Source organism: Pseudomonas sp. FG43 (genome assembly GCF_057809175.1).
Window position 1 is genome coordinate 14,337 of the sequence record NZ_JBMDJL010000007.1, and the last position, 22,777, is coordinate 37,113.

General features: G+C 58.2%; 22 protein-coding genes. 3 read left to right on the forward strand and 19 right to left on the reverse strand.

Annotated elements, in window-relative coordinates; translation table 11 throughout:
* The 14 genes from ACODS3_RS10300 to ACODS3_RS10365 all read right to left on the reverse strand — a co-directional run bounded on the left by ACODS3_RS10300 (position 1) and on the right by ACODS3_RS10365 (position 14,853).
* Positions 1–663, reverse strand: a complete 663-nt coding sequence (locus tag ACODS3_RS10300; RefSeq protein WP_200999891.1) for a response regulator — start codon at positions 661–663, stop codon at positions 1–3.
* Positions 664–831: 168 nt separating this feature from the next.
* Positions 832–1,884 carry a protein-glutamate methylesterase/protein-glutamine glutaminase gene (locus tag ACODS3_RS10305; RefSeq protein WP_304574438.1) on the reverse strand — a complete coding sequence of 351 codons (1,053 nt, stop codon included), beginning with the start codon at positions 1,882–1,884 and terminating at the stop codon, positions 832–834.
* A complete protein-coding gene (locus ACODS3_RS10310; protein ID WP_236250234.1) occupies positions 1,881–2,411 on the reverse strand; it encodes a chemotaxis protein CheD in 531 nt (176 codons plus the stop codon). Before ACODS3_RS10310 ends, ACODS3_RS10305 begins: the two co-directional genes overlap by 4 nt.
* Entirely contained in the window at positions 2,402–3,214 is an 813-nt protein-coding gene (locus tag ACODS3_RS10315; protein WP_200999888.1) for a CheR family methyltransferase, read from the reverse strand. Before ACODS3_RS10315 ends, ACODS3_RS10310 begins: the two co-directional genes overlap by 10 nt.
* Before the next feature lies 1 nt (position 3,215).
* Entirely contained in the window at positions 3,216–3,734 is a 519-nt protein-coding gene (locus ACODS3_RS10320; protein WP_201019364.1) for a chemotaxis protein CheW, read from the reverse strand.
* Between the two features lie 14 nt (positions 3,735–3,748).
* On the reverse strand, positions 3,749–5,377 hold the full coding sequence (locus ACODS3_RS10325; protein ID WP_201019363.1) for a methyl-accepting chemotaxis protein: 1,629 nt from the start codon (positions 5,375–5,377) through the stop codon (positions 3,749–3,751).
* A gap of 27 nt (positions 5,378–5,404) precedes the next feature.
* Complete coding sequence (locus ACODS3_RS10330) at positions 5,405–7,471, reverse strand: chemotaxis protein CheA (RefSeq protein WP_201019362.1); 2,067 nt, start codon at positions 7,469–7,471, stop codon at positions 5,405–5,407.
* A gap of 3 nt (positions 7,472–7,474) precedes the next feature.
* Positions 7,475–7,792: an STAS domain-containing protein gene (locus ACODS3_RS10335; protein WP_201019361.1), complete on the reverse strand. Its 318-nt coding sequence runs from the start codon at positions 7,790–7,792 to the stop codon at positions 7,475–7,477.
* A 4-nt stretch (positions 7,793–7,796) separates the two neighbouring features.
* Entirely contained in the window at positions 7,797–8,162 is a 366-nt protein-coding gene (locus tag ACODS3_RS10340; protein ID WP_201019360.1) for a response regulator, read from the reverse strand.
* Between the two features lie 33 nt (positions 8,163–8,195).
* Positions 8,196–9,299, reverse strand: coding sequence for a methyl-accepting chemotaxis protein (locus ACODS3_RS10345; RefSeq protein WP_489034120.1), 1,104 nt, complete (start codon positions 9,297–9,299; stop codon positions 8,196–8,198).
* Positions 9,300–9,795: 496 nt separating this feature from the next.
* Positions 9,796–10,974, reverse strand: a complete 1,179-nt coding sequence (locus ACODS3_RS10350) for an acyl-CoA dehydrogenase family protein (RefSeq protein WP_201019358.1) — start codon at positions 10,972–10,974, stop codon at positions 9,796–9,798.
* Entirely contained in the window at positions 10,971–12,323 is a 1,353-nt protein-coding gene (locus ACODS3_RS10355) for an LLM class flavin-dependent oxidoreductase (protein WP_200999880.1), read from the reverse strand. Before ACODS3_RS10355 ends, ACODS3_RS10350 begins: the two co-directional genes overlap by 4 nt.
* A 341-nt stretch (positions 12,324–12,664) precedes the next feature.
* The gene (locus tag ACODS3_RS10360) at positions 12,665–14,248 is read right to left on the reverse strand and encodes a rhodanese-related sulfurtransferase (RefSeq protein WP_489034122.1); all 1,584 of its coding nucleotides are present in this window, start codon (positions 14,246–14,248) and stop codon (positions 12,665–12,667) included.
* Complete coding sequence (locus tag ACODS3_RS10365) at positions 14,245–14,853, reverse strand: cysteine dioxygenase family protein (protein WP_201019356.1); 609 nt, start codon at positions 14,851–14,853, stop codon at positions 14,245–14,247. The genes ACODS3_RS10360 and ACODS3_RS10365 overlap by 4 nt, the downstream gene beginning before the upstream one ends.
* Before the next feature lie 228 nt (positions 14,854–15,081).
* Between ACODS3_RS10365 and ACODS3_RS10370 the strand changes: the two genes are divergently transcribed.
* Complete coding sequence (locus ACODS3_RS10370; RefSeq protein WP_489034124.1) at positions 15,082–15,987, forward strand: LysR family transcriptional regulator; 906 nt, start codon at positions 15,082–15,084, stop codon at positions 15,985–15,987.
* Between the two features lie 60 nt (positions 15,988–16,047).
* On the opposite strand, the gene ACODS3_RS10375 is transcribed toward ACODS3_RS10370, so the two are convergent.
* Positions 16,048–17,136, reverse strand: coding sequence for an LLM class flavin-dependent oxidoreductase (locus tag ACODS3_RS10375; RefSeq protein WP_489034126.1), 1,089 nt, complete (start codon positions 17,134–17,136; stop codon positions 16,048–16,050).
* 252 nt (positions 17,137–17,388) lie between these two features.
* Positions 17,389–18,270, reverse strand: a complete 882-nt coding sequence (locus ACODS3_RS10380) for a DUF4123 domain-containing protein (RefSeq protein WP_489034128.1) — start codon at positions 18,268–18,270, stop codon at positions 17,389–17,391.
* 407 nt (positions 18,271–18,677) lie between these two features.
* Between ACODS3_RS10380 and ACODS3_RS10385 the strand changes: the two genes are divergently transcribed.
* Positions 18,678–18,980, forward strand: coding sequence for an Rdx family protein (locus ACODS3_RS10385; RefSeq protein WP_489034130.1), 303 nt, complete (start codon positions 18,678–18,680; stop codon positions 18,978–18,980).
* Here ACODS3_RS10385 and ACODS3_RS10390 read toward each other — a convergent pair.
* Positions 18,974–19,861 (reverse strand): DMT family transporter, encoded by an 888-nt coding sequence (locus ACODS3_RS10390; protein WP_201019353.1) that lies wholly within the window; start codon positions 19,859–19,861, stop codon positions 18,974–18,976. The two genes, ACODS3_RS10385 and ACODS3_RS10390, sit on opposite strands and share 7 nt — an antisense overlap.
* A 133-nt stretch (positions 19,862–19,994) precedes the next feature.
* On the opposite strand from ACODS3_RS10390, the gene ACODS3_RS10395 reads away from it, so the two are divergent.
* On the forward strand, positions 19,995–20,816 hold the full coding sequence (locus ACODS3_RS10395) for a UDP-2,3-diacylglucosamine diphosphatase (protein ID WP_201019352.1): 822 nt from the start codon (positions 19,995–19,997) through the stop codon (positions 20,814–20,816).
* A 6-nt stretch (positions 20,817–20,822) separates the two neighbouring features.
* Here ACODS3_RS10395 and ACODS3_RS10400 read toward each other — a convergent pair whose 3' ends face one another.
* Both ACODS3_RS10400 and ACODS3_RS10405 read right to left on the reverse strand, forming a co-directional pair.
* Entirely contained in the window at positions 20,823–21,134 is a 312-nt protein-coding gene (locus ACODS3_RS10400; protein ID WP_201019351.1) for an Mpo1-like protein, read from the reverse strand.
* 58 nt (positions 21,135–21,192) lie between these two features.
* Positions 21,193–22,647, reverse strand: coding sequence for a TrkH family potassium uptake protein (locus ACODS3_RS10405; RefSeq protein WP_200999870.1), 1,455 nt, complete (start codon positions 22,645–22,647; stop codon positions 21,193–21,195).
* Between the last annotated feature and the right edge of the window lie 130 nt (positions 22,648–22,777).

Below are 22,777 nucleotides of genomic sequence, written 5' to 3' on the forward strand. Positions count from 1 at the left end.
CTAATCGTTGACCTGAATGATCCCCTCACGCACGGCAAACAACACCAGGCTGGCGATATCGTGAATCCCCAGACGATGCATGACCTGAGAGCGATGGGCCTCGACTGTCTTGACGCTCAGGCCCAGGCCCAGTGCGATGGAACGAGTCGATTCGCCACGGGCGATCAGGCGCAGGATTTCCAGTTGGCGTTCAGTCAGTGAAAAGTTTCCGGATCTGCTGCCCGAAGGCTGCGTAAGGCTTTTCTTGACGGCCTGGCTGACCACCAGCGGCACGACTTCCGAAGACAGATATTGATCGCCATGCTGCAACGCCTGTAAGGCCAGTTCCAGCTCCAGAAAGCTGGCGCTCTTGAGCAGATAGCCCTGGGCACCCAGTTGCAGGCATTTCATGACGAAGCTTGAGTCGGTATGTGTCGATAGCATGAGCACCTTGCTGCAGGGCGCATGGACTGACAACTCCTCCAGTGTATGGACGCTGCATGATCGCTCCATGGACATGTCGAGCAGGATGATGTCCGGCGACAACAGGCAAGCAAGCTGGACGATGCTATCCCCATCGCCAGCCTCCCCGACGATTTCGTATTCGTGTTGTTTTTCCAGTAGTGCTCGTATACCAGCCCGAAACAACGGGTAGTCATCGGCGAGCAGAATTCGGCAAGGCATATGTACGGCCTGTGTCGCATGGGAAGTGAATAGCGGCCAACGAGTGACAGCTACGATTACTATTCTCCCGTGGGGGTTGATGATAGCCCGCTGATGGCTAGCTGCATCCATTTGCAAGACGCCCACGGGGAGGACGTCCCTATCCCGAATATCGGCGATGGCATTCCGTTAGCCATGCCGTGCGCTGTCACCAAACTGTTGGATCAGTATCGGTACTCTGGACAGCGGTTCTATCGCTTGTGCCGCGCCCATGCGAATCGCTTCCTTGGGCATGCCGAACACAACGCAACTGGCCTCATCCTGGGCGACGGTGTGGGCTCCGCTTTCGCGCATGGCCAGCAGGCCGCGCGCTCCGTCGTCTCCCATGCCGGTCATGATCACGCCCAGCGTATTGGCGCCTGCATGTCTGGCCATAGAGCGAAACAGCACGTCTACCGATGGCTTGTGCCGGTTGACCGGTGGGCCATCGAGAACCTCGACTTGATAGTGTGCCCCGTTGCGTTTGAGCTGCATGTGCAGACCACCGGGAGCGATCAGTGCCAGACCGCTGTGAACGCGATCCAGATGCCTGGCTTCACGTACTTCTATCTGGCAGAGACTATCGAGACGTCTTGCGAAATCTGCCGTGAATTTTTCCGGCATGTGTTGAACGATCACAATGCCCGGGCAGTCACGTGGCAGTTGGCGAAGAATGAATTCCAGTGCCTGGGTGCCTCCGGTCGAGCAGCCCAGTGCGACCACCCGGTCGGTGGTCCTGAACAATGGATTTACTGCGGGCGGTGCTTCCTGGACCTGCGCGCGGGCAGGTGGCCGGAAAGCGCCTGGGCGTGTGCGGGCGGCCTCTTCGATCTTGCGGATCAGATCCCCCGACAGTTGCTCCAGGCTTTGTTTCAGACCCAGCCGGGCCTTGGTGAAAACCCCCACTGCACCGGCTGCCAGTGCCTCGACGGAAACGCTGGCACCTTCCTCGGTCAGCGTCGAACAGATCAGGGTCGGAGTAGGGCGTTCGCTCATGATCTGACGCAGAAAGGTAAGACCATCCATGCGCGGCATTTCGACATCCAGAATCACCACGTCAGGCCAGTCGCGGCGCATCTTGTCGATGGCGTAAAGCGGGTCACTGGCCTGGCCGATCACTTCGATGCCGGGATGGTTTGCCAGGCAATTGGTAAGCACCTGGCGAACCAGGGCCGAGTCGTCAACGATGAATACGCGGATCACAGAATATGCCCACCTGTCCTTGAGTTCGGCATGACGGGCGGCGTGACTTCATTGCGCTGACAGTCGATCCTGCCACTCAGGCCATCTATCTGAAGGCGGCGGTAGTGCTCGCCATTGAGGTCGTGCAAGTCCACCGCCCAGTTGCGCAGGCTGAACTGTTTGCGGGCGAAGTCGCTGTTGGTGTGGCCGATCTTGCGCAGCGAGTTACCCTCGAAACGCGACAGGCAGCCACCGCCGAAAATCCCTTTGCGGTACTCGCTCGGGTTGGTGCCGTGACGCACCATGTCGGCGTGCATGCGCTGGAACACGGCATCGCCGTAGCGCGTGTCCTGATCGTTGAGCGGTGCCTTGTTGTAGCTGGCCGTCGGGTCACGGGGCAGGACGTAATGGGATACGCCCAGCAAGCGCCAGCGTGGATGCCAGAGAATGATCGATACGCAACTGCCCAGCAGGGTCGTGACAGGACCGTCGTGGCGCCCAAAGAAGTAATCGCCGGGGCGCAGGAAAATGGGTTGATTCACAGACATTCGTACACCGAGGGCCGTACCAGTCGTACGGGTAGCTCAAAACCATGAATGCTTTCGGCGTGGCCTATGAATAGCAGGCCGCCGGGACGCAACTGACAGACAAGGCGCTGCACAATACGTTTCTTTTCTTCGTTGTCGAAGTAGATCAATACGTTGCGCAGAAAGATCACATCGAACATGCCCACGTCTTCTGCCAGCGGCTGGACGATATTCACCTCGCGCAGCGTGACCCGGTCGCGCAGGGCCGCCTGCACCCGGAAGCGTCCGCTCATGTCGCCTACGCCGCTCAGGCAGTAGCGCTGCATCCAGCCCTGGGGAAAGTACTTGGCCTGGGCGATGTCATAGATGCCTTCGTGGGCCTTGTGCAGCATGCTCAGGCTCAGGTCGCTGGCCATGATGGACCAGTCCTGTGTGGTGGCGTGTTCGCTGAGCACCATCGCAAGGCTGTAGGGTTCTTCACCCGATGAACAGGCGGCACTCCAGATCCGCAGTGAACCCCGACGTCTGGCCAGCCACTGGCCGAGAAACTCGAAGTGCGGATGTTCGCGGAAGAAGTACGTTTCGTTGGTTGTAAGCAGATCCACCACCAGACGGCGTTCCTGCTTGTACATGGGCTGTTCGAGCATGTGCAGGTATTCGGTGTAACTGTCGAGCCGGTAATAACGAAGGCGTTTCATCAGGCGACCGGCAACCAGCGGGCGCTTGTTCTGCGCCAGCTGGATGCCTGAAGCATCGGCCATGAGTTTTTGCAGATGGAGGAACTCGGTATCACCGAGTGTCGGCATCTTCAGTGCTTCTGACATCTCAGGTTCCCTTGAGCACAGCAAGACTGAGCTGGCGAATGTCGTCCAGTGACAACACTTGTGCAATGTTCAGAATGATGGTGAAAGTCTGGTCGCGACGAGCCATGCCGGCGATGAAGTCTGTGCGGATACCGGCCCCGAAAGGTGGGGCGGGCACCACCTGTTGCGGATCGATATCGAGCACGGCGTCCACGGCGTCCACCACCAGACCGATGCGCTGGTAGAGGTCTTCCAGCGTCAGTTCGATGATCACGATGCAGGTGCGCTTGCCGGGCTGCGTCAGCTCGAAGCCGAAGCGCGCCGCCAGATCGAGCACCGGCACCACGTTACCGCGCAGGTTGATCACGCCATGGATAAAGGCCGGCATCATCGGTACGGAAGTGACTTCGTCGTACTCGATGATCTCTCGCACCAGATCGATGGGTAACGCATACGCGGCATCGCGTACCCGAAACGACAGATGCTGGATGCTCATCGTGTCGGCGTCGGATAACAGCTCTACAGTTTGCGGAAGGCTCATAGGTCACGTCCCCCTTAATTGAAACTGACGAACTGGCCTTCATCGACCTGCGACTTGCCTCTGGACCATGGCGGCGGCGTGCTGCTGTAGTTGTCCGAGGCTCGTGGCTGAGGTCTGGATGAAGACTGTGCTTCAAAGCGGAAGAAGCCGATCAGTTCCTGCAACTGGCCGGCCTGGGCATTCATTTCTTCTGCCGTGGCCGCCAGCTCTTCGGAGGCCGAAGCGTTCTGCTGGGTGATCTGGTTCATCTGGCCCATGGCGATATTGATCTGCCCGGCCGCGCCGCTCTGTTCCTGGGACGCCGCAGTGATTTCCTGCACCAGGTCGGAGGTCTTCTGGATATTGGGCACGATCTCGTTGAGCAAGCGTCCAGCCTGCTCGGCCAGTTGTACGCTGCTGGAGGCGACCTGACCGATTTCCTGGGCCGCCACCTGGCTGCGTTCGGCCAGCTTGCGTACTTCGGCGGCGACCACTGCGAAGCCTTTACCGTGATCGCCCGCTCGTGCGGCTTCGATTGCGGCGTTCAGGGCCAACAGGTTGGTCTGGTAAGCGATGTCGTCGATGATGCTGATCTTGTCGGCAATCTGCTTCATGGCCAGAACCGTGTCTCCTACTGCGCCACCGCCTTGAACGGCGTCATTGGCAGCCTTGCCTGCGATGCCGTCAGTGATCTTGGCGCTTTCGGTGTTCTGGGCAATGGAAGCGGACATCTGTTCGACCGAAGCGCTGGTCTGTTCGACGCTGGCGGCCTGTTCGTTGGCCGCCTGGCTCAGGGATTGCGAGGTCGAACTGACCTGCTCCGAGGCTGAAGACAGCGAGTCTGCGGCACTGCGTACATCGCCCAGAATGCTGCGCAGACGCAGGGCCATGTTCTGCATGGAAGCCAGCAACTGACCGGTTTCGTCCTTGCTGTTGACTTCAAGATCCTTGCTCAGGTCGCCGGCCGCCATGCGGTTGGCGGCTTCCACCGCGCCATTGAGCGGTTTGGTGATGCTGCGTGTGACCAGTACGCCGATCAGCATGCCCAGCAGAGTGGCGACGGCCACCAGCACAATCATTTGCACGCGGGAGCTTTCGGAGATCGTGGTGATTTCCTGATTCGACTGTCCGGCCCGTTCTTTCTTGTAATCGACCACTTCACCCAGCATGCGGTCGACTATCTCGGACGTCGATATGGCCTTTGGCAACAGATTGGTTACCTCGCTGGCTTCCTGGAGCTGGCCGCTTTGTTGATGGGCGAGCAAGAGTTGCTTGGCTACGTTTTCGTATTCGGTCAGTGGTGCCAGCAAGCCATCGACTCTGGCCTGGCCTTCTTTGGTGATGAAGCTCTCGCGGGATTTGACGATCAGAGCGCGAGTGGTTTCCAGTGTGCTGCGAGTCAGGTTGGCCGCACTTTCCCGCTCTTCCTGAGTGGTGGAGAGCAGGCTCTGGCGCATGGCGCGACCTGCGGTGATCAGCTGGATATTGGCTTCCTGCAACTGGCTCATGCCCTCGACGTCGATGTCGTACATTCGATCCGAAAGCCGGTTCACCTCGTCCAGGTTGCGGATGCCAAGCAAGCCAATGGTCGCGGTCAAGGCCACGACGATCAGAAAACCGAGTGTCAGCCTGACCCCTATCTTCATATTTCGGATGAACTGCATGTTTACATCTCCTGAAGGCTGAAAAAGTTAGTTGGTGCTGGCGACACTGGTCTGGTTGGCGCTTTCGACCAGGGCTTGTAAATGGCGAAACAGGCTGGGTATATCCAGAATCAGTGCGACCTGACCGGAGCCCAGAATGGTGGAGCCGCTGATACCGCGAAGGTGCTGGAACATCTTGCCCAGAGGCTTGATGACGGTTTGCAATTCGCCATGCAACTGATCGACGATCAGCCCGGCCTGCTGGCGTCCCTGGCTGACCACGACAATATTGCGGCGGCGCGAAGGCTCTGCCTTGATACCGAAATGGCTGTCCAGTGCGATGCAGGGCAGGGGTCTGCCACGCAGGTTCAGATAGCCATAGCCGTTTTCCAGAGGTGGCTCGCTGGCCTCCATGCATTCGGTGACCATGTCCAGCGGAATGACGAAACTGTCCTGGCCTACGCTGACCAGAAAACCGTCGATGATGGCCAGGGTCAGTGGCAGGCGAATGCGGAATGTGCAGCCTTCACCGGCAACCGAATCGATCTCGATCAGGCCGCGCAGTTGATCGATGGCGCTACGCACGACATCCATTCCCACACCGCGTCCCGACAGGTTGGAAACCTGCTCGGCGGTGGAGAACCCGGCCTCGAAAATCAGCAAGTGAATATCGCTGTCGCTCAGTTGTGCGTCAGGTTCGACCATGCCTTTGGCGATGGCTTTTTCCAGAATGCGTGCGGTGTTCAGGCCGCGCCCGTCATCGCTGATTTCCAGCACGATCATCCCTGAGTCGTGATAGGCATTGAGGCTCAGATTGCCCTCGGCGGGTTTGCCGACGGCCAGGCGGTCGGCCGCGGACTCGATGCCGTGGTCGATGGCGTTGCGCACCAGATGCGTCAACGGGTCGGCCACCTTGTCGATCACCGACTTGTCCAGCTCGGTTTCGCCCCCGCGAATGGTCAACTGGATCTTCTTGTCCAGTTCCTGGCTGACGTCACGCACTACGCGGTGGAAGCGGTTGAAGGTTTCACCCACTTCGACCATGCGCAGCTTCAACGCGCTTTCGCGGATCTGCTCAACATGCTGGAGCACCGCCTGAGTGCTTTCGATACAGGCGTTGTGGCCACTGAGACGGGCCTGCATTTGCGCGCCGGCTGTACTGATGACCAGCTCGCCGACCAGATTGATCAGCTCATCAAGCTTGTTTGCTGCGACCTTGACCAGCGTGGTTTCCACGGGCCGACGGTCACGGTTGGGGGCCGCGGAGGGTCTTTCAGGCGCGGCTACGGGGACCTGAGCCACGGCCTGCGCTTGCATGACCGGAGCCTGTTCGACGACTGGGTAATGCTCGATAACGGTTTGGCCAGCATCGGGTTCAGGAGTCAGTTGCTCGATATGCAGTGTGCAGAAATCCTGAATGAACTCGAAAACGTCTTCGATCTCGCTGGCCTGAGCGCTGCTGCGCAGGGTCAGTTTCAGCTCCAGGTAGCAGTCTTCAGGGTCGAGTTTCCCCAGCTCGGGCAAGGAGGGCGTCAGCGTCTGCAAGTGCGTGATGGTGCCGAGCTTCTTGAGGTAACGCACGAAGGCCGCAGGGTCAAAACCGTTCTGGAACAGTTCCTTGGCAAACGCGATGCAAACCTGCCAGTCGCGTTCGTCGGCACTCACGGCCGTTTCACTGCTGCTCGACGCGGTATCTTTGGTCTCGACGGCATCATGTCCCTGAGCCTTGGCCAATGCCGCGAGCAGTGGGGCCTGGCGGCTTTCGTTGGCTTCCATCAGGCCGTTGTCGGGGTCTACGCTTTCGAGCATCGTGCTCAGTTCATCCATGCATTTGAGCATTAGCGAAGTCAGGTCCGAGGTCAGCACTCGCTGGCCGTCGCGTACCGACATCAACAGACTTTCCAGGTGATGGGTGAGGGTGACCAGCGGCGTCAGCGAAAAAATGCCGGCTGACCCTTTGAGGGTGTGTACAGCCCGGAAAAGGCCATTGACGGCGTCGTGATCGTCAGGCGAGGTTTCAAGACGCAGCAGGCTGTCTTCGGCATCCTTGAGCAGGTCACGGCCTTCATCCAGAAAGCCCTGGAGTAATTGATTCCACTGTTCGCCACTGAGCATCGGTCAATCCTCGGCCTTGGCCACAGGTTGGAGAACATCCAGAGCCAGCAGCTCGGCCATTTCAATCACGCTGGGCGAGGCTGCACTGACGGTGGCTGGTGTCCCGGTCAATGACAGCTCGCGCTGCAATGCCAGCAACAGTTGGGCGCCAGCGCTGTCGAGTTCATCGATGCCGCTGAGGTCCATTTGCCATGAATGGGCCTGGGTGGACATCAAGGGGATGAGCAACTCACGCGCCTGTCTGACTTCATAGATGGTCAGGTCGCCCTTCACATGCATCAGTGTCGGGGCGTCTTGCGTACCGCCTGTTATCGAGAACATGGGCTTACCCCAGCAGTTTCTCGACCGCAGCGAGCAATTGCTGAGGCTGAAAAGGTTTGACGATCCAGGCTTTGGCACCCGCGGCCTGGCCTTCGGCTTTCTTGGATTGTTCGCTTTCGGTGGTGAGCATGATGATGGGCGTGAAGCGGTATTCAGGGCGTGCCTTGACTTCCTTGACCAGGCCTATGCCGTCGAGGTTGGGCATGTTCACGTCGCTGATGATCAGGTTGACCTTCTGCCCGGTCAGCTTGTTGAGGGCATCGCGCCCGTCTACAGCCTCGATCACCTGATGCCCGGCGCTGCTCAGGCTCATTTTCACCAACTGGCGCATCGATGAAGAGTCATCGACGATCATTACGGTCTTGGCCATGTTCGGAACTCTCGTATAGGGAAAAAGCAGGAATCAGAAAAAAGTGATTTCGCTGGCAGCGGCCTGTGGTCGCCCGTTGCGCTCTTCTTCCGTGGTGAAGCGCTGACGCAGGCGATCCAGCCATGCGTGCGGATCATCGAGGCTCTGGTCTTGACTGTGCAGGGCATCGAGCAGTTGTTGCTGATCGGCCTGGACGTGATCGAGCATCTGGTCGGCGCGGTCCTGGAACTGCAGGTTGACCATGATCGAGTGGATATCGCGCTGGGTATCCCTGGCATCGCGTTGCAGCGCCTGGGAGGAATCTGAAAGTTCGTTGAGGTTCTCTCCTAGGCGGGCCATGACTTGAGTGACCGAGTCGTTGAGAAAGTCCAGGTTGTTGCGCTCGCTTGCGCCCAGTTCGGCGGCCGCTGTGATGGTGAACTGGATGGCCTGGTTGATTTCTTCGACCTTGGTGTCCATGCCCTGGCCTGTCTCGGCGGACAGCGAAGAGAGCTTGCGCACTTCGTCGGCGACTACCGAGAAGCCACGGCCATGTTCGCCGGCACGAGCGGCTTCGATAGCGGCATTGAGGGCCAGCAGGTTGGTCTGGCTGGCGATTTCCTGCACGCGCTTGGCCATGAATTGCAACTGACCGGCATAGCTGTCGAGTTTGCCGATCGTGGTCGTCAATTCCTGCTGGCGCTGACTGCTGGCGTTGAAGGAGTGGGTCACTTCCTTGAGCCGTTCGTTGGCTTCAAGCAGGCTGGCTCCGACGCCACCGTTTCCGAGGATGTTCTCGGAGTTCTGCAGGCTGCCTTCCAGGCGGGTCGCAATATTACTGAAGCTGTTGAACAGTTCACTGATATTGGTTTGCAGCAGGTCACGGCTCTGATTGATGCTTTCGCTCCAGCTTGGAACGACGGTATGCAACAGCGCCGGTACGTCGGGCTGGCTCAGGGATTGAGCCGGGTCTGAGTCGGAGTGTTCTGTGGCAAGTGGCGTTGTAGACGCTCTGGCACGTAAATGCAGGGCAATAGTAGCGATAGCAATAATAACCAGGCCACTGGCTGAAACTATGTTTTGTCCCAGTGCGATCCCGGTAGCGCTTACAGCGAGGCCAAGCCAAAAACCAATGTAAATAGCCATCCTCGCATCCATTCGATTGCCTTAAAGATAATCGGATGATATCGATGGTAAATTGACGTCAATATCGGGATAACCCCTAATCCTTGCAATGGGCGGCGTAGGCTCTACGACAAAGGTATTTGGATTTTTAGCTGACTGGAGTGTCAGGTAAAAGTCATTGTATTCAATGTTTTTGGATCCAGAACGGACTGTCGCAGGTGTGCGCGACAGGTGTGTGGTCCTAGGTAAATGGCTTAAGGGTGTGAGCTTGAAAGCGGTTTGAAAGGGCGAACTAATATGAGTTTTAGATGGATTTACTATCGATGTACGATAACTAACTAGGGTGATATTTCAGGGGGGATGAATGAGGGGGGACAAATAAAAAAGCGGTTTGCTAAAGGGTTGAAAAAATAGGCTTTTAATATTGAATATGACATTTTTATTTTGATGTTCGTCTTCACGAAGTTATTCGTGAAGACGCCTGTTAAATAGATTCATTATCATCGGAAAAAACGATCTGATGAAGTCCTTACAGGGATGTACTGCGAGCCGCGAAAACAGCCTTGCCCACCCCCTGAAGGACCGCGTCGTTTTGCGGCGTATGAACCCGGCCACACAGCACATTACGGTAATGGCGTTGCAGCGGATTGCTGCGTGACAGGCCGGGATTGCCGGTCGCTTCGATGGCCAGCTCTACAGCGCGAAGGGCGTTGCCGGTCACCAGGTATTTGATCTGCGCAGCGTTTTTCGTCGGCACCAGCCCCCTGGCGGCAGACTCCAGCAGGTTCTGATTGGCGAACAGCAAGGTGTCGATATGGCCGACCACCTCCTGAAAGCGTGGCAGGGTCGACAGTGCAGCTCCGAGGTTGGACGGTTTGCGCTGCTCCAGCCACTGAACCAGCCAGTCCCTTGCCGAGTGGGCGATACCGTCATAGACCGATGACAGCAGCACCGACATCCAGAGCAGGCCCGAAGCGTCGAGCTCCGGCTGTGGAGCGCTCCAGCGGCTGACACTGACGGCATGTTCCAGCGGTACCAGCACGTCCTCGAAGATCACTTCATGACTGCTGGTGGCACGCATCCCCAAATGGTCCCAATCTTCGACTATACGGATGCCGGGCGTGTCCTTGTGTACCAGCCAGGCTCCGACCAGTGGGTCTTCATCATCACTGCGAGCCCAGACGCTGAACCAGGTCAGGCCATGGCTGCCGGTGGAGTAGATCTTGCTGCCGCTGATCCGCCAGCCTTCCGCTGTGCGGCGGGCAGTGGTGGCAGGCAGGCCGCCGCGAGCTGGAGTGCCGAGGTCTGGCTCCACTCGCAGTGCATTGATCAGTGCGCCATCCTGAACGGCTTGTTTCGCGACCAGTACACGCAAATCCCTGGGCCAGCTTTTGCTTTCCTGCAAACGGGAATGCTGGATGTACTGCATGACCAGAATCAGCGCAGTGGAAGGTTCGCCCTTGGCAACGGCACTGACCGTTTGCAGTGCCTGAACCAGATCGGCACCGCCGCCGCCCAGGTCGGTGGGGACGGTAAGGCCCAGCAGTCCGTGTTCATGCAGCAGACGGAAGTTGTCGTGGGGGAACTCGCCGCTGACGTCGTAATGCTCGGCTGTTTCGGCCAGTTGTGCGGTGATCTGGGCCAGCCGGGCCGCGAAAGCCTCGGCTGATTCTGGATTGTCCTGAGGACGAAGCAGGGAAAGGCTCATGCCACGGCTTCCTCTCTGGAACCGAGGGCCTGGGCGTCTTGTGCATGGCGATTGACCGGTACGGACAAACCAAAGTGCTCACGCAGGGTTGCGCCCGTGTATTCGCTGCGGAACAGACCGCGTTGCTGCAACAGCGGCACGACCAGCTCGGTGAAATACTGCAAGCCGTCCGGCAACAGCGAATTGATGATGAAGCCATCCGCCGCGCCTTGTTCAAACCAGGTCTGGACAGCGTCGGCAACCTGTTCGGGTGTGCCGACGAAATCGCGGCGAGGGCGCGAGAAGTACAAGGCGACTTCACGCAGGGTCAGGCCTTCGTCTTTGGCCAGTTGCTTGATGCGGTCCGAGCCGCCTTTCTGACTGTTGGAGCCCAGGTCGCCCAGTTCGGGGAACGGCTCATCCAGTGGGTACTGGCTGAAATCGTGATCGTTGAATGGGCGACCCAGCGCAACGATGGCATCTTCGATGGATACCAGTTCCACGGCCTGTTGATAGCGGCTTTCCACTTCGGCTTCATCGCGGCCGATGATCGGGCGGATACCCGGCAGGATCGACAGGTCTTGCGGGTTGCGGCCGAATCCTGCGGCGCGTTTTTTCAGGTCCCTGGAATAGTTTTTGGCGTCTTCGAGGGTTTCTGCATGAACAAAGATGGCATCGGAATATTCCGCTGCGAAATTGCGCCCGTCCTCGGAAGTCCCGGCCTGAAACAGCACGGGATGACCCTGACGGGAGCGGGAAATGTTCAGCGGGCCTTTGACCTGAAAGAACTCGCCTTGATGGTTGAGCGCATGCAGCTTGCTCGGGGTGAAGAATTCGCCGGTCTGTTTGTTGCGGGCAAAGGCGTCGTCTTCCCAGGAATCCCACAGGCCCTTGACCACCGAGACGTGTTCCTTGGCGATGCGATAGCGAACCGCATGGGGCGGATGCTCTCCCTTGCTGAAGTTGTCGGCAGTACCGCTGAGCCAGGAAGTGACCACGTTCCAGCCAGCGCGACCGCCACTGATGTGATCCAGTGAGGCGAACTGGCGGGCCACCTGGAAGGGTTCGGTGTAGCTGACCGTGACAGTCGCCACCAGACCGATGTGCTGTGTGGTGGCCGCCAGTGCCGAGAGGATTGTCAGCGGCTCGAAGCGGTTCAGGTAGTGCGGGCTGGATTTCTCGTGGATATGCAGGCTGTCGGCAATGAAGACGAAATCGAATTTGGCCGCTTCGGCCAGGGCGGTCTGCTGCTTGTAGAAACCGAAATTGACACTGGCATCCGCCAGCGCATCCGGATGGCGCCATTCACCCCAACCGTGGCCCACGCCATGAACCATGGCTCCGAGTTTCAAGTGACGTTGTGTGCTCATGTCGAGTGCTCCTGAATGGGTGTCGTGGGCTGACGGCTCTGGAGGTCAGCAGTCCCTGCCTGGGTGAATGAGATTGAAGTTATTCCTATAAGAAACCGATGTGAAGTATCTTTTGGTTATATGCTAATTATGTAATTAACTGATTTTTAGTTTTAAAAATATAAATAATATTGATTTTGTTGGTGCGGATTCATCCGCTAGGCGTCATTGAAGGCAGTGGATTTTCCTTGGCTGTACAGGCCTTCGCGAATGAATTCGCTCCTACGGAATCAAGTTCACATGTGAGCTTTTCTGTAGGAGCGGATTCATCCGCGAAGAGGCTAGTGAAGTTCAGTGCAAAGTCAGATCACATTGAAGCCATGGGTCCCGTCGCGGCCCAGTTGCTCCACCAGACCAAACTCCCAGTCCAGATAAGCCTGCATCGCGTCGCGTGGTGCATCAGTGCCTTCATAGGGGCGGCGATAGCGATCAATGCGTGGCGAGGCCAGGTGACTTTCGCCGTGCTCCAGTGGCAGGCCAGCCTTGATCCAGCTGGCGGTCCCGCCGTTGAGCAGGAACACCTGCCTGCCGGTCAAGGCCTCTACCTCGGCCACCGCCAGGCGGGCCAGACGGCTGCTGCCACAAGTCAGCACATAACGTTCGGCACTGGGCACTTTGCTCAGGGCCTGTGCGAGATCCGCCCGCAATGTCCACCATGCGCCGGGGATGTGTTGCTTGACGTAGTTGGCGCTGGCGGTGAAGTCGAGCACCGCGACATTGCCGTCGGCCTGCCATTGGGCCAGGGTTTCAGGGCTGATTTCCTCGACCTGAGGCGGCGTCGGGAACGGCGCATCCCAATCACCTTGCTCGCTGAAGTCCGCAGCTTGCAGATCATCGATCACGAACACTTCCCAGCCCAGTTGCGCCAGCCACGAAGCCGACATGTTGGCTCGCACACCGTCATCGTCCACCAGCACCAGACGCGCACCGCGCACGCTGGCGAAGTGATCGGTTTCCTGCACCAGTTGCCCGCCGGGCGTGGAGCGAGCCGCAGGCAGGTGGCCTTTGGCGAATTCTTCCGGTGTGCGTACATCGAACAGATACGTGGTTCGTGTGGCGTCGGCCTGCCAGCGTTGCAGGTCGGCGCGGCTGGCGCGTTGTACGCCGGCCTTGTCGGCAACCTTGCGGGCATCGGCACTGGCCACTTCACGAGTTTCCTCGCTGACTGCCGCGAAGCGACGTGCCTGACCGTGATCCAGTGTCTGTCCGGCCAGCAGCCAGCCGATGGTGCCGTTGCGCAGTGCGTTGATCTGATTGGGAAGGCCCGCGTTGACCAGCGACTGTGTGCCAATGATGCTGCGGGTACGTCCGGCACAATTGACGATGATCCGGGTGTTCGGGTCCGGCGCCAGTTCCCGTGCGCGCAGCACCAGTTCGGCGCCCGGCACGCTGATCCCGCTGGGGATGCTCATGGTCTGGTACTCGTCATAGCGTCGAGCGTCGAGCACCACAACGTCTGCCTTGCTATCGAGCAGTGCCTTGACCTCTTCGGCCGACAGGGAAGGGGTATGGCGATGATGTTCAACCAGTTCGCCAAAGGCCTTGCTGGGCACGTTGACGTCGATAAACAGTTCGCCACCCGCATCGCGCCAGCCCTGCAGGCCGCCATCGAGCAGTTTGACGTCGCTGTAGCCCAGGCCCTGCAAGCGTTGCAGGGCAATCTGCGCCAGGCCTTCGCCATTGTCATAAAGGGTGATGGCGGTATCGCGGCGCGGAATGCGCGAGAACACTTCCAGCTCCAGCTTCGACAGCGGGATATTGGCTGCGAACAGCGGGTGCGCTTCAGCGAACGGGGCTTCTTCGCGCACATCCACCAGCGCGGTTTCCCGGCGTTCCAGCAGCGCTTGGCGAATGTCGGCAAAGGTTCGGGTCGATTGTGTGGTCATTGGGCTTTGCTCTCTTTTGACAGGTCCCAGATATTCGGGAGAAAGGCGTTGGAATAACCGGAAATGAACAGTTTTTCGGTGCCGTCCGGCTCATAGACGGCACGCTTTACCGCGCCGATGTTGGCGCCGTAGACATGAATGCTGATCGACACTTGATCGCTGAAGGCGTTACTGACCTGGTGGACATCGTTGCTGCGTGGCGACAGGGCCTCCACGTGACCGGGCTCCAGGCGAATCGCCGGGCCTTCGCGCTCCAGGCGTCCATCGGGGCTGCGAACGAAACCCTGTGAGTATTCGGCGCCACGCAACATGCCGATCAGGCCCCAGACCCGATGGTCGTGAATCGGCGTGCTCTGGCCCGGCCCCCATACGAAGCTGACAATCGAGAAGCGCTGCCGGGAATCGGCATGCAGCAGGAATTGCTGATAGCGGGTCGGGTCGGGGATCGCGAATTCGTCAGGTAGCCAGTCGTCATGGCTGACCAGTTGTGAAAGCAGTTTGCCGCCACGATGCAAGAGATCGCCCTCGCGCGGGTTGCCATCGATAAGCTCGGCCAGTGCTCCAATGAAGGCCCTGAGTCGTTCCGGGTGTCGAGTCTGTGTCATATCCATTCCAGGGCTGGTTGATGCCTGAATGGATGTAAACATAATGTGAGATCTTAATATGCTATTTTTTTATGATTAGGTTATAACGAAAAGCTCTTTAATACTTTTTTGCGAGCCGGGACTTTCGTGAATGATTCGCTCTTGTCGCGTGAAGGCAGCTATTCAGAATCCTGAAATCCCACTATGCTTTTTGCCTATGTTCTTTTTATATTTTTATGTGCGGTCCGAATGAAAATTGATGATATCGATGCTTTCGTTGCAGTGATTCGTTGTCAGTCGATCAGCCATGCGGCGGATTCGCTGGATTTGACTCAGCCTGCGATTACCCGCCGGGTACAGAATTTCGAGCAGGCGCTGGGTGTCGAGTTGTTCGACCGCAACACCAAGCCGCTCAAACCCACACCGATCGGCATGCAGGTCTATCAAAAGTGCCTGGCGATCCTGCGTGAGATGGACTCGCTGCGAGAACTCGTAGCCAGCGATACACCGCCCAGCGGTTTGTTGCGCCTGGGTGTGCCGCAGACCATTGGCGATGTGGTGCTGCTTGATGCGCTCAAGCAACTGCGGGGCGAATTCCCGGACCTGCGTGCCCAGGTGGTGACCGGCTGGGGCAGCAACCTGATCGGCAAGATCGAGAACGGTGAGCTGGATGCGGCGGCGGCGCTTTTCCCGGCAGGCAAGATATTCCCGGAAAACATCATCGGCCAATCCATCGGCAAGGTGGAACTGGTGGTGGTTTGCGCCAAAGACGCAGTGATGAAGAAGCCCGGCAAGCTGGCTGACTGTTATGAACAGGGCTGGGTGCTCAACCCGGATGGCTGTGGCTTTCGTGCAGGGCTACAGCGCACCTTGTCCGATCAGGGGCTGAACCTGAAGGTCAACCTGGAAACCTTCGGCACCGAGCTGCAACTGGGTCTGGTTGGCGATGGCATGGGGCTGGGGCTGGTACCGCGTCCATTGCTGGAGCGCAGCGCCCATCGCGAGCAACTGGCGGTACTGCCACTCAAGGACTTCAAGCCGGTGATGGATTTGTGGCTGGTCTACCCGCGCTTCCTCGGCAACCTGCAAGGGCCGGTGGAATCATTCGGCAGTCTGGTGGCGAGGTCGTTGCGGCAGGAACAGGTCGCGGCATGAATGACCAGGCCCTTCCCGCATGGGTAATCGTGGGAGGGGCCTTGCCGCGACGGCTACGTATCAGGCAACCCGTTCCCGAGCCTGACACTCACGTTCTGCAACCAGCTCCCGAGTCAGCGGGATCAGCTTCTTGCCGTAATCGATTGCATCGTCCAGCGGATCGAAACCACGGATCAGGAATGTGGTGATTCCCAGATCGTAATAATCCAGCAGTGCTTCAGCGACTTGCTCCGGCGTCCCCACCAGCGAAGTGGAATTTCCCTGGGCGCCCAGCAGGCCAGCAATGCCGGTCCACAGGCGTTTGTCCAGACGCGCCCCTTGAGCCGCCGCAGCCAGCAGGCGACGCGAGCCTTCATTTGGCGGTTCGCGACGTACGAAACCATTGCTCTGAGCCAGGGCGGTGGCCTTCTCCAGAATGCTGTCGGCACGCGCCCAGGCTTTCTCTTCGGTCTCTGCCAGGATCGGACGCAATGACAGGCTGAAGCGAATGGTGCGGCCATGTTTGGCCGCTTCGGCGCGGACTTGTTTGACGACATCGCGCACCTGCTCGTAAGTCTCTCCCCACAGCGCATAGACATCGGCATGCTTGCCTGCCACGGCAATCGCTGCGGCGGATGAGCCACCGAAGTACAGAGGGATATGCGGCTGCTGTGGCGATTTGACCTGCGAATGAGCGCCTTCAAACTGGTAATAGGTGCCTTGATGGTCGAACGGCTTGTCGCTGGTCCATTCCTGGCGCACCACGCTCAGGTATTCATCGCTGCGGGCATAGCGCTCGTCCTTGCCGATATGGCTGCCATCGGCACGCAGTTCCTTGTCATCCCCGCCAGTGATGATATGCACGGCAGTGCGCCCGCCATTGAAGACATCCAGCGTCGCGAACTGGCGTGCAGCCACGGTTGGCGAAATGAAACCCGGGCGATGGGCAATCAGAAACTTGAGTCTGGTTGTGACGCTGGCGGCATGAGCGGCAACAAACGCGCTGTCAGGGCTATTGGAGTGATACGCCACCAGCGCCCGATCGAAGCCTGCGTCTTCATGAGCCTTGGCGACCTTTTCCACGTAGTCGGGCTGAATGGTCGGGCCGCTGCGGGGATGGATTTCAGAACCGGGTTGGGTGGCGATATAGCCGATGAATTCGATGCTCATGACAACTCCTGCCAATGGTAGAGGTCCGTTCGACCTTGTCCAGAGCACCTTAAAGTGATGCAGCACTGCCTGTGAAATTCGATTTTGGTCTAAGTTAATTATAAAAAATATGCATCACTTTTATTGATTATGATCAGTAAGTTTTTTGGCTTACTGTGAGATGCCCAGGCACAATCGAGCTTGCGATATGAAGGTTGGGCATGCGCAAGCTGTACGACTTGCTGCATGCCGTTGCCGAAGGGGGCGTGCTTGTCAGTCTGGGGGCGCACCGGTGATGCTGCGTGCATGTGCTGCGACTGCCTCGACGCGAAGCTCGGGAGGCAACTGTGCCTTGTCGGGAAACAGCGTCAGCCAGCGCTGATAGGGGCCGTCAGTCCGATCCATGAAGTCCAGGCCCCAGGTGTGGCAGACATCCGCCCACGCCACGAAGGCGTAATCACTTTCCAGCCCCCATGCCCGGCCTTTTTCCAGTACGTGTTCCATCCAGCGGCGGACCTGTTCGTCCGTCTGGTTGGCGAACGCCGATGAGTGGTTCTCGGTGAGCCATTCGTGAAGCTGCTCGATGAACAGCCAGCGATAAGACTGCTCGAATGCGGCCAGTTGCTGTTCGCCCTGTAGCGCAAAACGTGCATCCCAGGTTTGAGGCGGGCCATGGCGGGCAAAGTGTGTGAAAGGGGACTCGGGCTCAGGTTGCCAGCGATGAATCGGTGTCTTGATCCATAAGTCGGTGACAGGCCCCAGCAATGAGTCCAGATGTTCCTGGCGATAGCTCGATAACCAGAAATACATCACGACGGGGTCGGCAAAGCGCAGCAGGCTGTGATTGCCCAGATGGTCCGGCGGCTGGAGGAAATGGCGCAGGTGGCTGGAGACCGTGCGCAAGGGCGCCTGGCTGGTGAAGACACTGGCAGACAGGTGCTGGACTGCACTCTGTTGCCATTCGGCAATCAGCGAGGTGCCGACAGGCGCGTGTACCAGAATCGGTCCTTGTTCCTTGAGAGTGGCCAGGCCTGTGCCGAGGTAAAGCGGCTCGATTTCCAGTGGCTCGTTCCGTTGTTGCAGATGGCGAATGGCGTTCGGGTGCAGGGCACCGTCGATCAACATGTAATTGGCCTGATGAGCAGGTGTGAACATCCCTTGTTCCTTTGTCTTGCGGGCGATGCTGCCCGCTGAATGGCATTGCCTCTATCAAGAGTCGTGCCTGAATTTATTTCCATATTTAAATCAATTGCTTATGTTTTTAGCGAGCGATTTTTGATTGTTTTTTGAGCAAATACCTCCGATAAGCTGCGCAAAAAAATGCGCACATGCGCAATATCGTGCGCAGTTGGGTGACTGGCTTGATCCATAAGGGCTGTAGCGGTTTTTATGGCGTTTTTTCTAGAGATGGGTGCGCAAATAGATGCGCATCAAGGCTTGTGGCTACTATTGATAGGTGGGCAGTTAAAAAACGGAGTTCCACAAACGTCATGAAAACAAGGAATGTTTATCATGTGCTCTATTGTGGGTACCTCAATTGATTTGTCTTGAAGAGTCCGTTCATGTCAGTCGAAAAAGCTGAAGTCGTCATTACATATTGCACCCAATGCCAGTGGCTGTTGCGTGCGGCCTGGCTGGCCCAGGAGTTATTGAGCACGTTCTCGGACGATCTCGGTAAAGTTTCCCTGGAACCGGGTACGGGCGGGGTATTTCGCATCACCTGCGATGGTGTGCAGATCTGGGAGCGCAAGGCCGATGGCGGGTTTCCGGAAGCCAAGGTTCTCAAGCAGCGAGTGCGCGACCAGATCGATCCGCAGCGCGATCTGGGTCATAACGACAGGTCGGGCCAACCCGATACTCAGTGAGTCCTGGCGGTGGCCGAGGGCGTGGTGTCCGATCGATTCATCAGCCCTGAAACCATGATGGCGCTAATGATCAAGGCGCCTCCCAGCAGCATTCTCGGCGAGGGGCTCTCGGCAAATATCAGCCAGGCGAAAGCAATGCCATAGATCGGCTCCATGGCGAACACTATCGCTGCCATTCTTGCCTTTATCACTGCCAGACTGGCGACGAACAGGCTGTGTGCCACACCTGTGCAAAATACGCCAAGCAGCCCGATCCACAGCCAGTCCAGCCTTGAGACATCACCCAGTTCACCGGCCGCAGCAGGCAACAGGCAGACCGCTACGATCAGGTTCTGGCACAACGCAGCCTGCACCGGGGGGACATGTGCAGAGCTTGCGCGATTGACCAGTGACAGCAGCGAGAATGTCAGCCCCGAAAATATGGCCCAGAGCAGGCCCGTGGTCGCCTCGCTGGCAAGGTCGAAATCCGGTGTCACAAGTATCAGCCCGGCACTGACCAGCACCACGAGAAGAATTTCCGTGAGGCGAATCCGTTCGCGAAAGAACAGGCCTTCGAGAATGACCGTAAAGGCCGGAAAGCTGGCAAAGCCCAGAGTCGCAACCGCCACGCCCGATATTTTCACCGCCATGAAGAACGTGACCCAATGGGCACTCAGCAACACACCGCTGAGCAGCAGTTGTGCCCAATGCCTTATGCGCAGAGATGCCCAGGCGGTATTGCGGGCGAAATGGATGAAGAGCCACAAGGCAACCGCTGCAAAGGCTGCGCGTCCGAAAACGATGACCGAAGGCGAGGCGGCAGCCAGCTTGCCGAGTACACCGGCAAGGCCAAACATCAGGGCGCCGATATGCAAGGCGCCGAGGGCGGAGCGCTGATTCATTCTGATCCCTGAAAGCAGTGAAGTGTGTGAGTTCATGGCAGGGGCGGAGTATGTCATTACACGGTCATATCGGTGTCACATCCAGTTAACCCATATGCCGCACTCTCGTGGAAAACCTGCCGGAGGTCTTCCCATGAGCAGTGCTCAGCTTGCCAAACCCAGCTCCAAGCAACGTGTGCGGACCTTGTGGATTTCAGATGTGCATCTGGGCACTCGCGATTGTCAGGCTGAACATCTGTCGGCTTTCCTCAAGCGCTATCAGGCCGACAAGGTTTATCTGGTCGGCGACATCATAGACGGCTGGAAGCTGCGCAGCGGCATGTACTGGCCTCAGGCGCACACCAACGTGATTCGCCGCTTGCTGACCATGAGCAAGCGCGGCACCGAGGTGATTTACATCACCGGGAACCATGATGAGTTCCTGCGCCGTTACTCGAAGCTGATCCTGGGCAATATCCAGCTTGTGGATGAAGTCGAGCACGTGACGGCGGACGGCCGTCGATTGCTGGTGATTCATGGCGATCAGTTCGACGTCATCACGCGCTATCACCGCTGGCTGGCTTTTCTGGGGGATTCGGCCTACGAGTTCACGCTGACTCTCAATCGCTGGCTCAACCACTGGCGGGCAAAATATGGCTACGGTTACTGGTCGCTGTCGGCGTATCTGAAGCACAAGGTCAAGACGGCGGTGAATTTCATCAGCGACTTCGAGGAAGCCATCGCCCACGAATGTGTGAAGCGCGGGCTCGATGGCGTGGTGTGCGGGCATATCCACCACGCTGAAATTCGCATGGTTGGAGAAGTGGAATACCTCAATTGTGGCGATTGGGTAGAGTCCTGCACCGCCTTGATCGAGCATCTGGACGGTACCATCGAACTGTTTCGTCTGGCCGATGCGCATCTTCAGCAAAAGGCTGCTGCGCCGCAGGAGCCGGTCGCTGAGTCGGTCGTTTGATGCTGTCTAGAACGGCACCTTGCCCAGCAGCATGTCCCGGTACATGACGAAGTCGCCGAGCAGGCTGTAGAACGGGTGCTTGAAAGTGGCCGGCCGGTTTTTCTCGAAGAAGAAATGCCCCGCCCATGCAAAGCCGTAACCGGCAACGGGCAGTAGCCACAACAGCCACCATCTGCCGCTGCCGATTCCAAATGCCAACAGGAAGATCACCAAGCTGGTGCCGATGAAATGCAGGCGTCGGCTGGTGCTGCTGCGGTGTTCCTGCAGATAGAAAGGATAGAACTCAGCGAAGCTCGTGAACTGTTTGACGTGATCCATGATGCCCACCCTCATGTCGGTCTGACCTGAGTCTAGCCGAGTGAGGGCAAGCCTTGCATCAGTGCCGCCAGAATGCCGGTACGCAAAGCACCAGAACAGTGATGATCTCCAGACGGCCCAGCAGCATGCCTGCGGACAGAATCCATTTCGCAGCATCCGGCAGAGTGGAGAAGTTGCCCGCTGGCCCGATTATTTCTCCCAGCCCAGGGCCCACGCCTGAAACCGTGCTTGCAGCACCGGTCAGGGCAGTCATCCAGTCCAGGCCCAGCAGTGAAAGCAGCAGCGCGATCACGCAGATGGTGATGGTGAAGAAGAACGAAAAGGTCAGGATCGAACGTACGATTTCGTCGTCGAGCCTGTGCCCGTTGTACTTCTGCTTGATGACGGCGCGCGGGTGGATCAACTGATTGAGGTTGGCGCGCAGCAGGATATAGGCCACCTGGAAGCGAAATATCTTCACGCCCCCGGCGGTCGAACCGGAGCAGCCACCAATGAAGCCCAGATAGAAAAACAGCATCAGCGAGAAATTGCCCCACAGGCTGTAGTCGCCCAGTGCGAAGCCGGTGGTGGTGACGACCGAGGTCACGTTCAAGGCCACGTGACGCAGTGCGTCGCTCCAGGGCAGGTCGGTGGTCGCGCCGTACCACAGAGTCATCATGAGCCAGGTGACCAGTAGCAGGCCGAGCAACCCTTGAACCTGTTCATCCTTGATCAACGCCTTGCGATTGCCGCGTAGGGTGGCCACGTACAGCGTAAAGGGCAGGCTGCCGAGGATCATCACCACGATTGCGACCCAATGCACGGCAGGCTGTGGCCACTTGGCCAGGGAAAGATCGGAGGTGGAGAAACCGCCTGTGGAGATCGCAGACATCGCATGGTTGATTGCGTCGAACAGGCTCATGCCCGCCGCCCAGAAGGCAAGGCTGCCCAGAGCGGTAAAGCCGACGTAGGCCAGGACGATGAACTTGGCCACCATATGCGAGCGTGGCATGACCTTTTCCGAGCGGTCGGAGGACTCGGTCTGGAACAGGCGCATGCCGCCGATGCGCAGCAGGGGCAGGATCGCTACCGCCATGCCGATGAAGCCGATGCCGCCCAGCCAGTGCAGCATGGAGCGCCAGATGAGAATCCCCGGAGACGCGCTGTCCAGATTGCTGAGCACGGTCGAGCCGGTGGCGGTGATCCCCGACATGCTTTCAAAGAACGAATCGGTGTAGCTGATGTGCTGGGTCAGCAGGAAGGGCAGGGCGGCGAAGATGCAGACGATGATCCAGCTGGAAACCGTGAGCATGTACATGTCCCGCGGACGCAGATGGACATGCTCCGGCCGGCCCGGCACCACAAGCGCCAGGCCCGCGATGAAGGTAATGGCGCTGGCCCACAGAAAGGAGCGCAGGTCTTCGAAACGCTCGTATATGACGAGTGTTGCCATGGGCACGATCATGGCAACCGCCAGAGTGATCAGGAATATGCCGATGATGAAACCGATGATGCGGAGGGTCGGCAACGCCATGAACTGCTCTGACTGAAATAGGGAAAGGCGGCCATTTTACCTGTGCCTGAGTGCATGTAAACCGACAGGCAAAGGTCATCGGTGGTAAGTAATTGCTCGACGTGCTCGTTATTGACTCTGAACACACTCT

What these genes read in the sequence shown, in the direction of transcription:
- ACODS3_RS10300 (WP_200999891.1), bottom strand. Translation starts at nt 663, where the DNA reads ATGCCTTGCCGAATTCTGCTCGCCGATGACTACCCGTTGTTTCGGGCT.
- ACODS3_RS10310 (WP_236250234.1), bottom strand. Translation starts at nt 2,411, where the DNA reads ATGTCTGTGAATCAACCCATTTTCCTGCGCCCCGGCGATTACTTCTTT.
- ACODS3_RS10315 (WP_200999888.1), bottom strand. Translation starts at nt 3,214, where the DNA reads ATGTCAGAAGCACTGAAGATGCCGACACTCGGTGATACCGAGTTCCTC.
- ACODS3_RS10320 (WP_201019364.1), bottom strand. Translation starts at nt 3,734, where the DNA reads ATGAGCCTTCCGCAAACTGTAGAGCTGTTATCCGACGCCGACACGATG.
- ACODS3_RS10325 (WP_201019363.1), bottom strand. Translation starts at nt 5,377, where the DNA reads ATGCAGTTCATCCGAAATATGAAGATAGGGGTCAGGCTGACACTCGGT.
- ACODS3_RS10330 (WP_201019362.1), bottom strand. Translation starts at nt 7,471, where the DNA reads ATGCTCAGTGGCGAACAGTGGAATCAATTACTCCAGGGCTTTCTGGAT.
- ACODS3_RS10335 (WP_201019361.1), bottom strand. Translation starts at nt 7,792, where the DNA reads ATGTTCTCGATAACAGGCGGTACGCAAGACGCCCCGACACTGATGCAT.
- ACODS3_RS10340 (WP_201019360.1), bottom strand. Translation starts at nt 8,162, where the DNA reads ATGGCCAAGACCGTAATGATCGTCGATGACTCTTCATCGATGCGCCAG.
- ACODS3_RS10345 (WP_489034120.1), bottom strand. Translation starts at nt 9,299, where the DNA reads ATGGATGCGAGGATGGCTATTTACATTGGTTTTTGGCTTGGCCTCGCT.
- ACODS3_RS10350 (WP_201019358.1), bottom strand. Translation starts at nt 10,974, where the DNA reads ATGAGCCTTTCCCTGCTTCGTCCTCAGGACAATCCAGAATCAGCCGAG.
- ACODS3_RS10355 (WP_200999880.1), bottom strand. Translation starts at nt 12,323, where the DNA reads ATGAGCACACAACGTCACTTGAAACTCGGAGCCATGGTTCATGGCGTG.
- ACODS3_RS10360 (WP_489034122.1), bottom strand. Translation starts at nt 14,248, where the DNA reads ATGACCACACAATCGACCCGAACCTTTGCCGACATTCGCCAAGCGCTG.
- ACODS3_RS10365 (WP_201019356.1), bottom strand. Translation starts at nt 14,853, where the DNA reads ATGACACAGACTCGACACCCGGAACGACTCAGGGCCTTCATTGGAGCA.
- ACODS3_RS10370 (WP_489034124.1), top strand. Translation starts at nt 15,082, where the DNA reads ATGAAAATTGATGATATCGATGCTTTCGTTGCAGTGATTCGTTGTCAG.
- ACODS3_RS10375 (WP_489034126.1), bottom strand. Translation starts at nt 17,136, where the DNA reads ATGAGCATCGAATTCATCGGCTATATCGCCACCCAACCCGGTTCTGAA.
- ACODS3_RS10380 (WP_489034128.1), bottom strand. Translation starts at nt 18,270, where the DNA reads ATGTTCACACCTGCTCATCAGGCCAATTACATGTTGATCGACGGTGCC.
- ACODS3_RS10385 (WP_489034130.1), top strand. Translation starts at nt 18,678, where the DNA reads ATGTCAGTCGAAAAAGCTGAAGTCGTCATTACATATTGCACCCAATGC.
- ACODS3_RS10390 (WP_201019353.1), bottom strand. Translation starts at nt 19,861, where the DNA reads ATGAATCAGCGCTCCGCCCTCGGCGCCTTGCATATCGGCGCCCTGATG.
- ACODS3_RS10395 (WP_201019352.1), top strand. Translation starts at nt 19,995, where the DNA reads ATGAGCAGTGCTCAGCTTGCCAAACCCAGCTCCAAGCAACGTGTGCGG.
- ACODS3_RS10400 (WP_201019351.1), bottom strand. Translation starts at nt 21,134, where the DNA reads ATGGATCACGTCAAACAGTTCACGAGCTTCGCTGAGTTCTATCCTTTC.
- ACODS3_RS10405 (WP_200999870.1), bottom strand. Translation starts at nt 22,647, where the DNA reads ATGGCGTTGCCGACCCTCCGCATCATCGGTTTCATCATCGGCATATTC.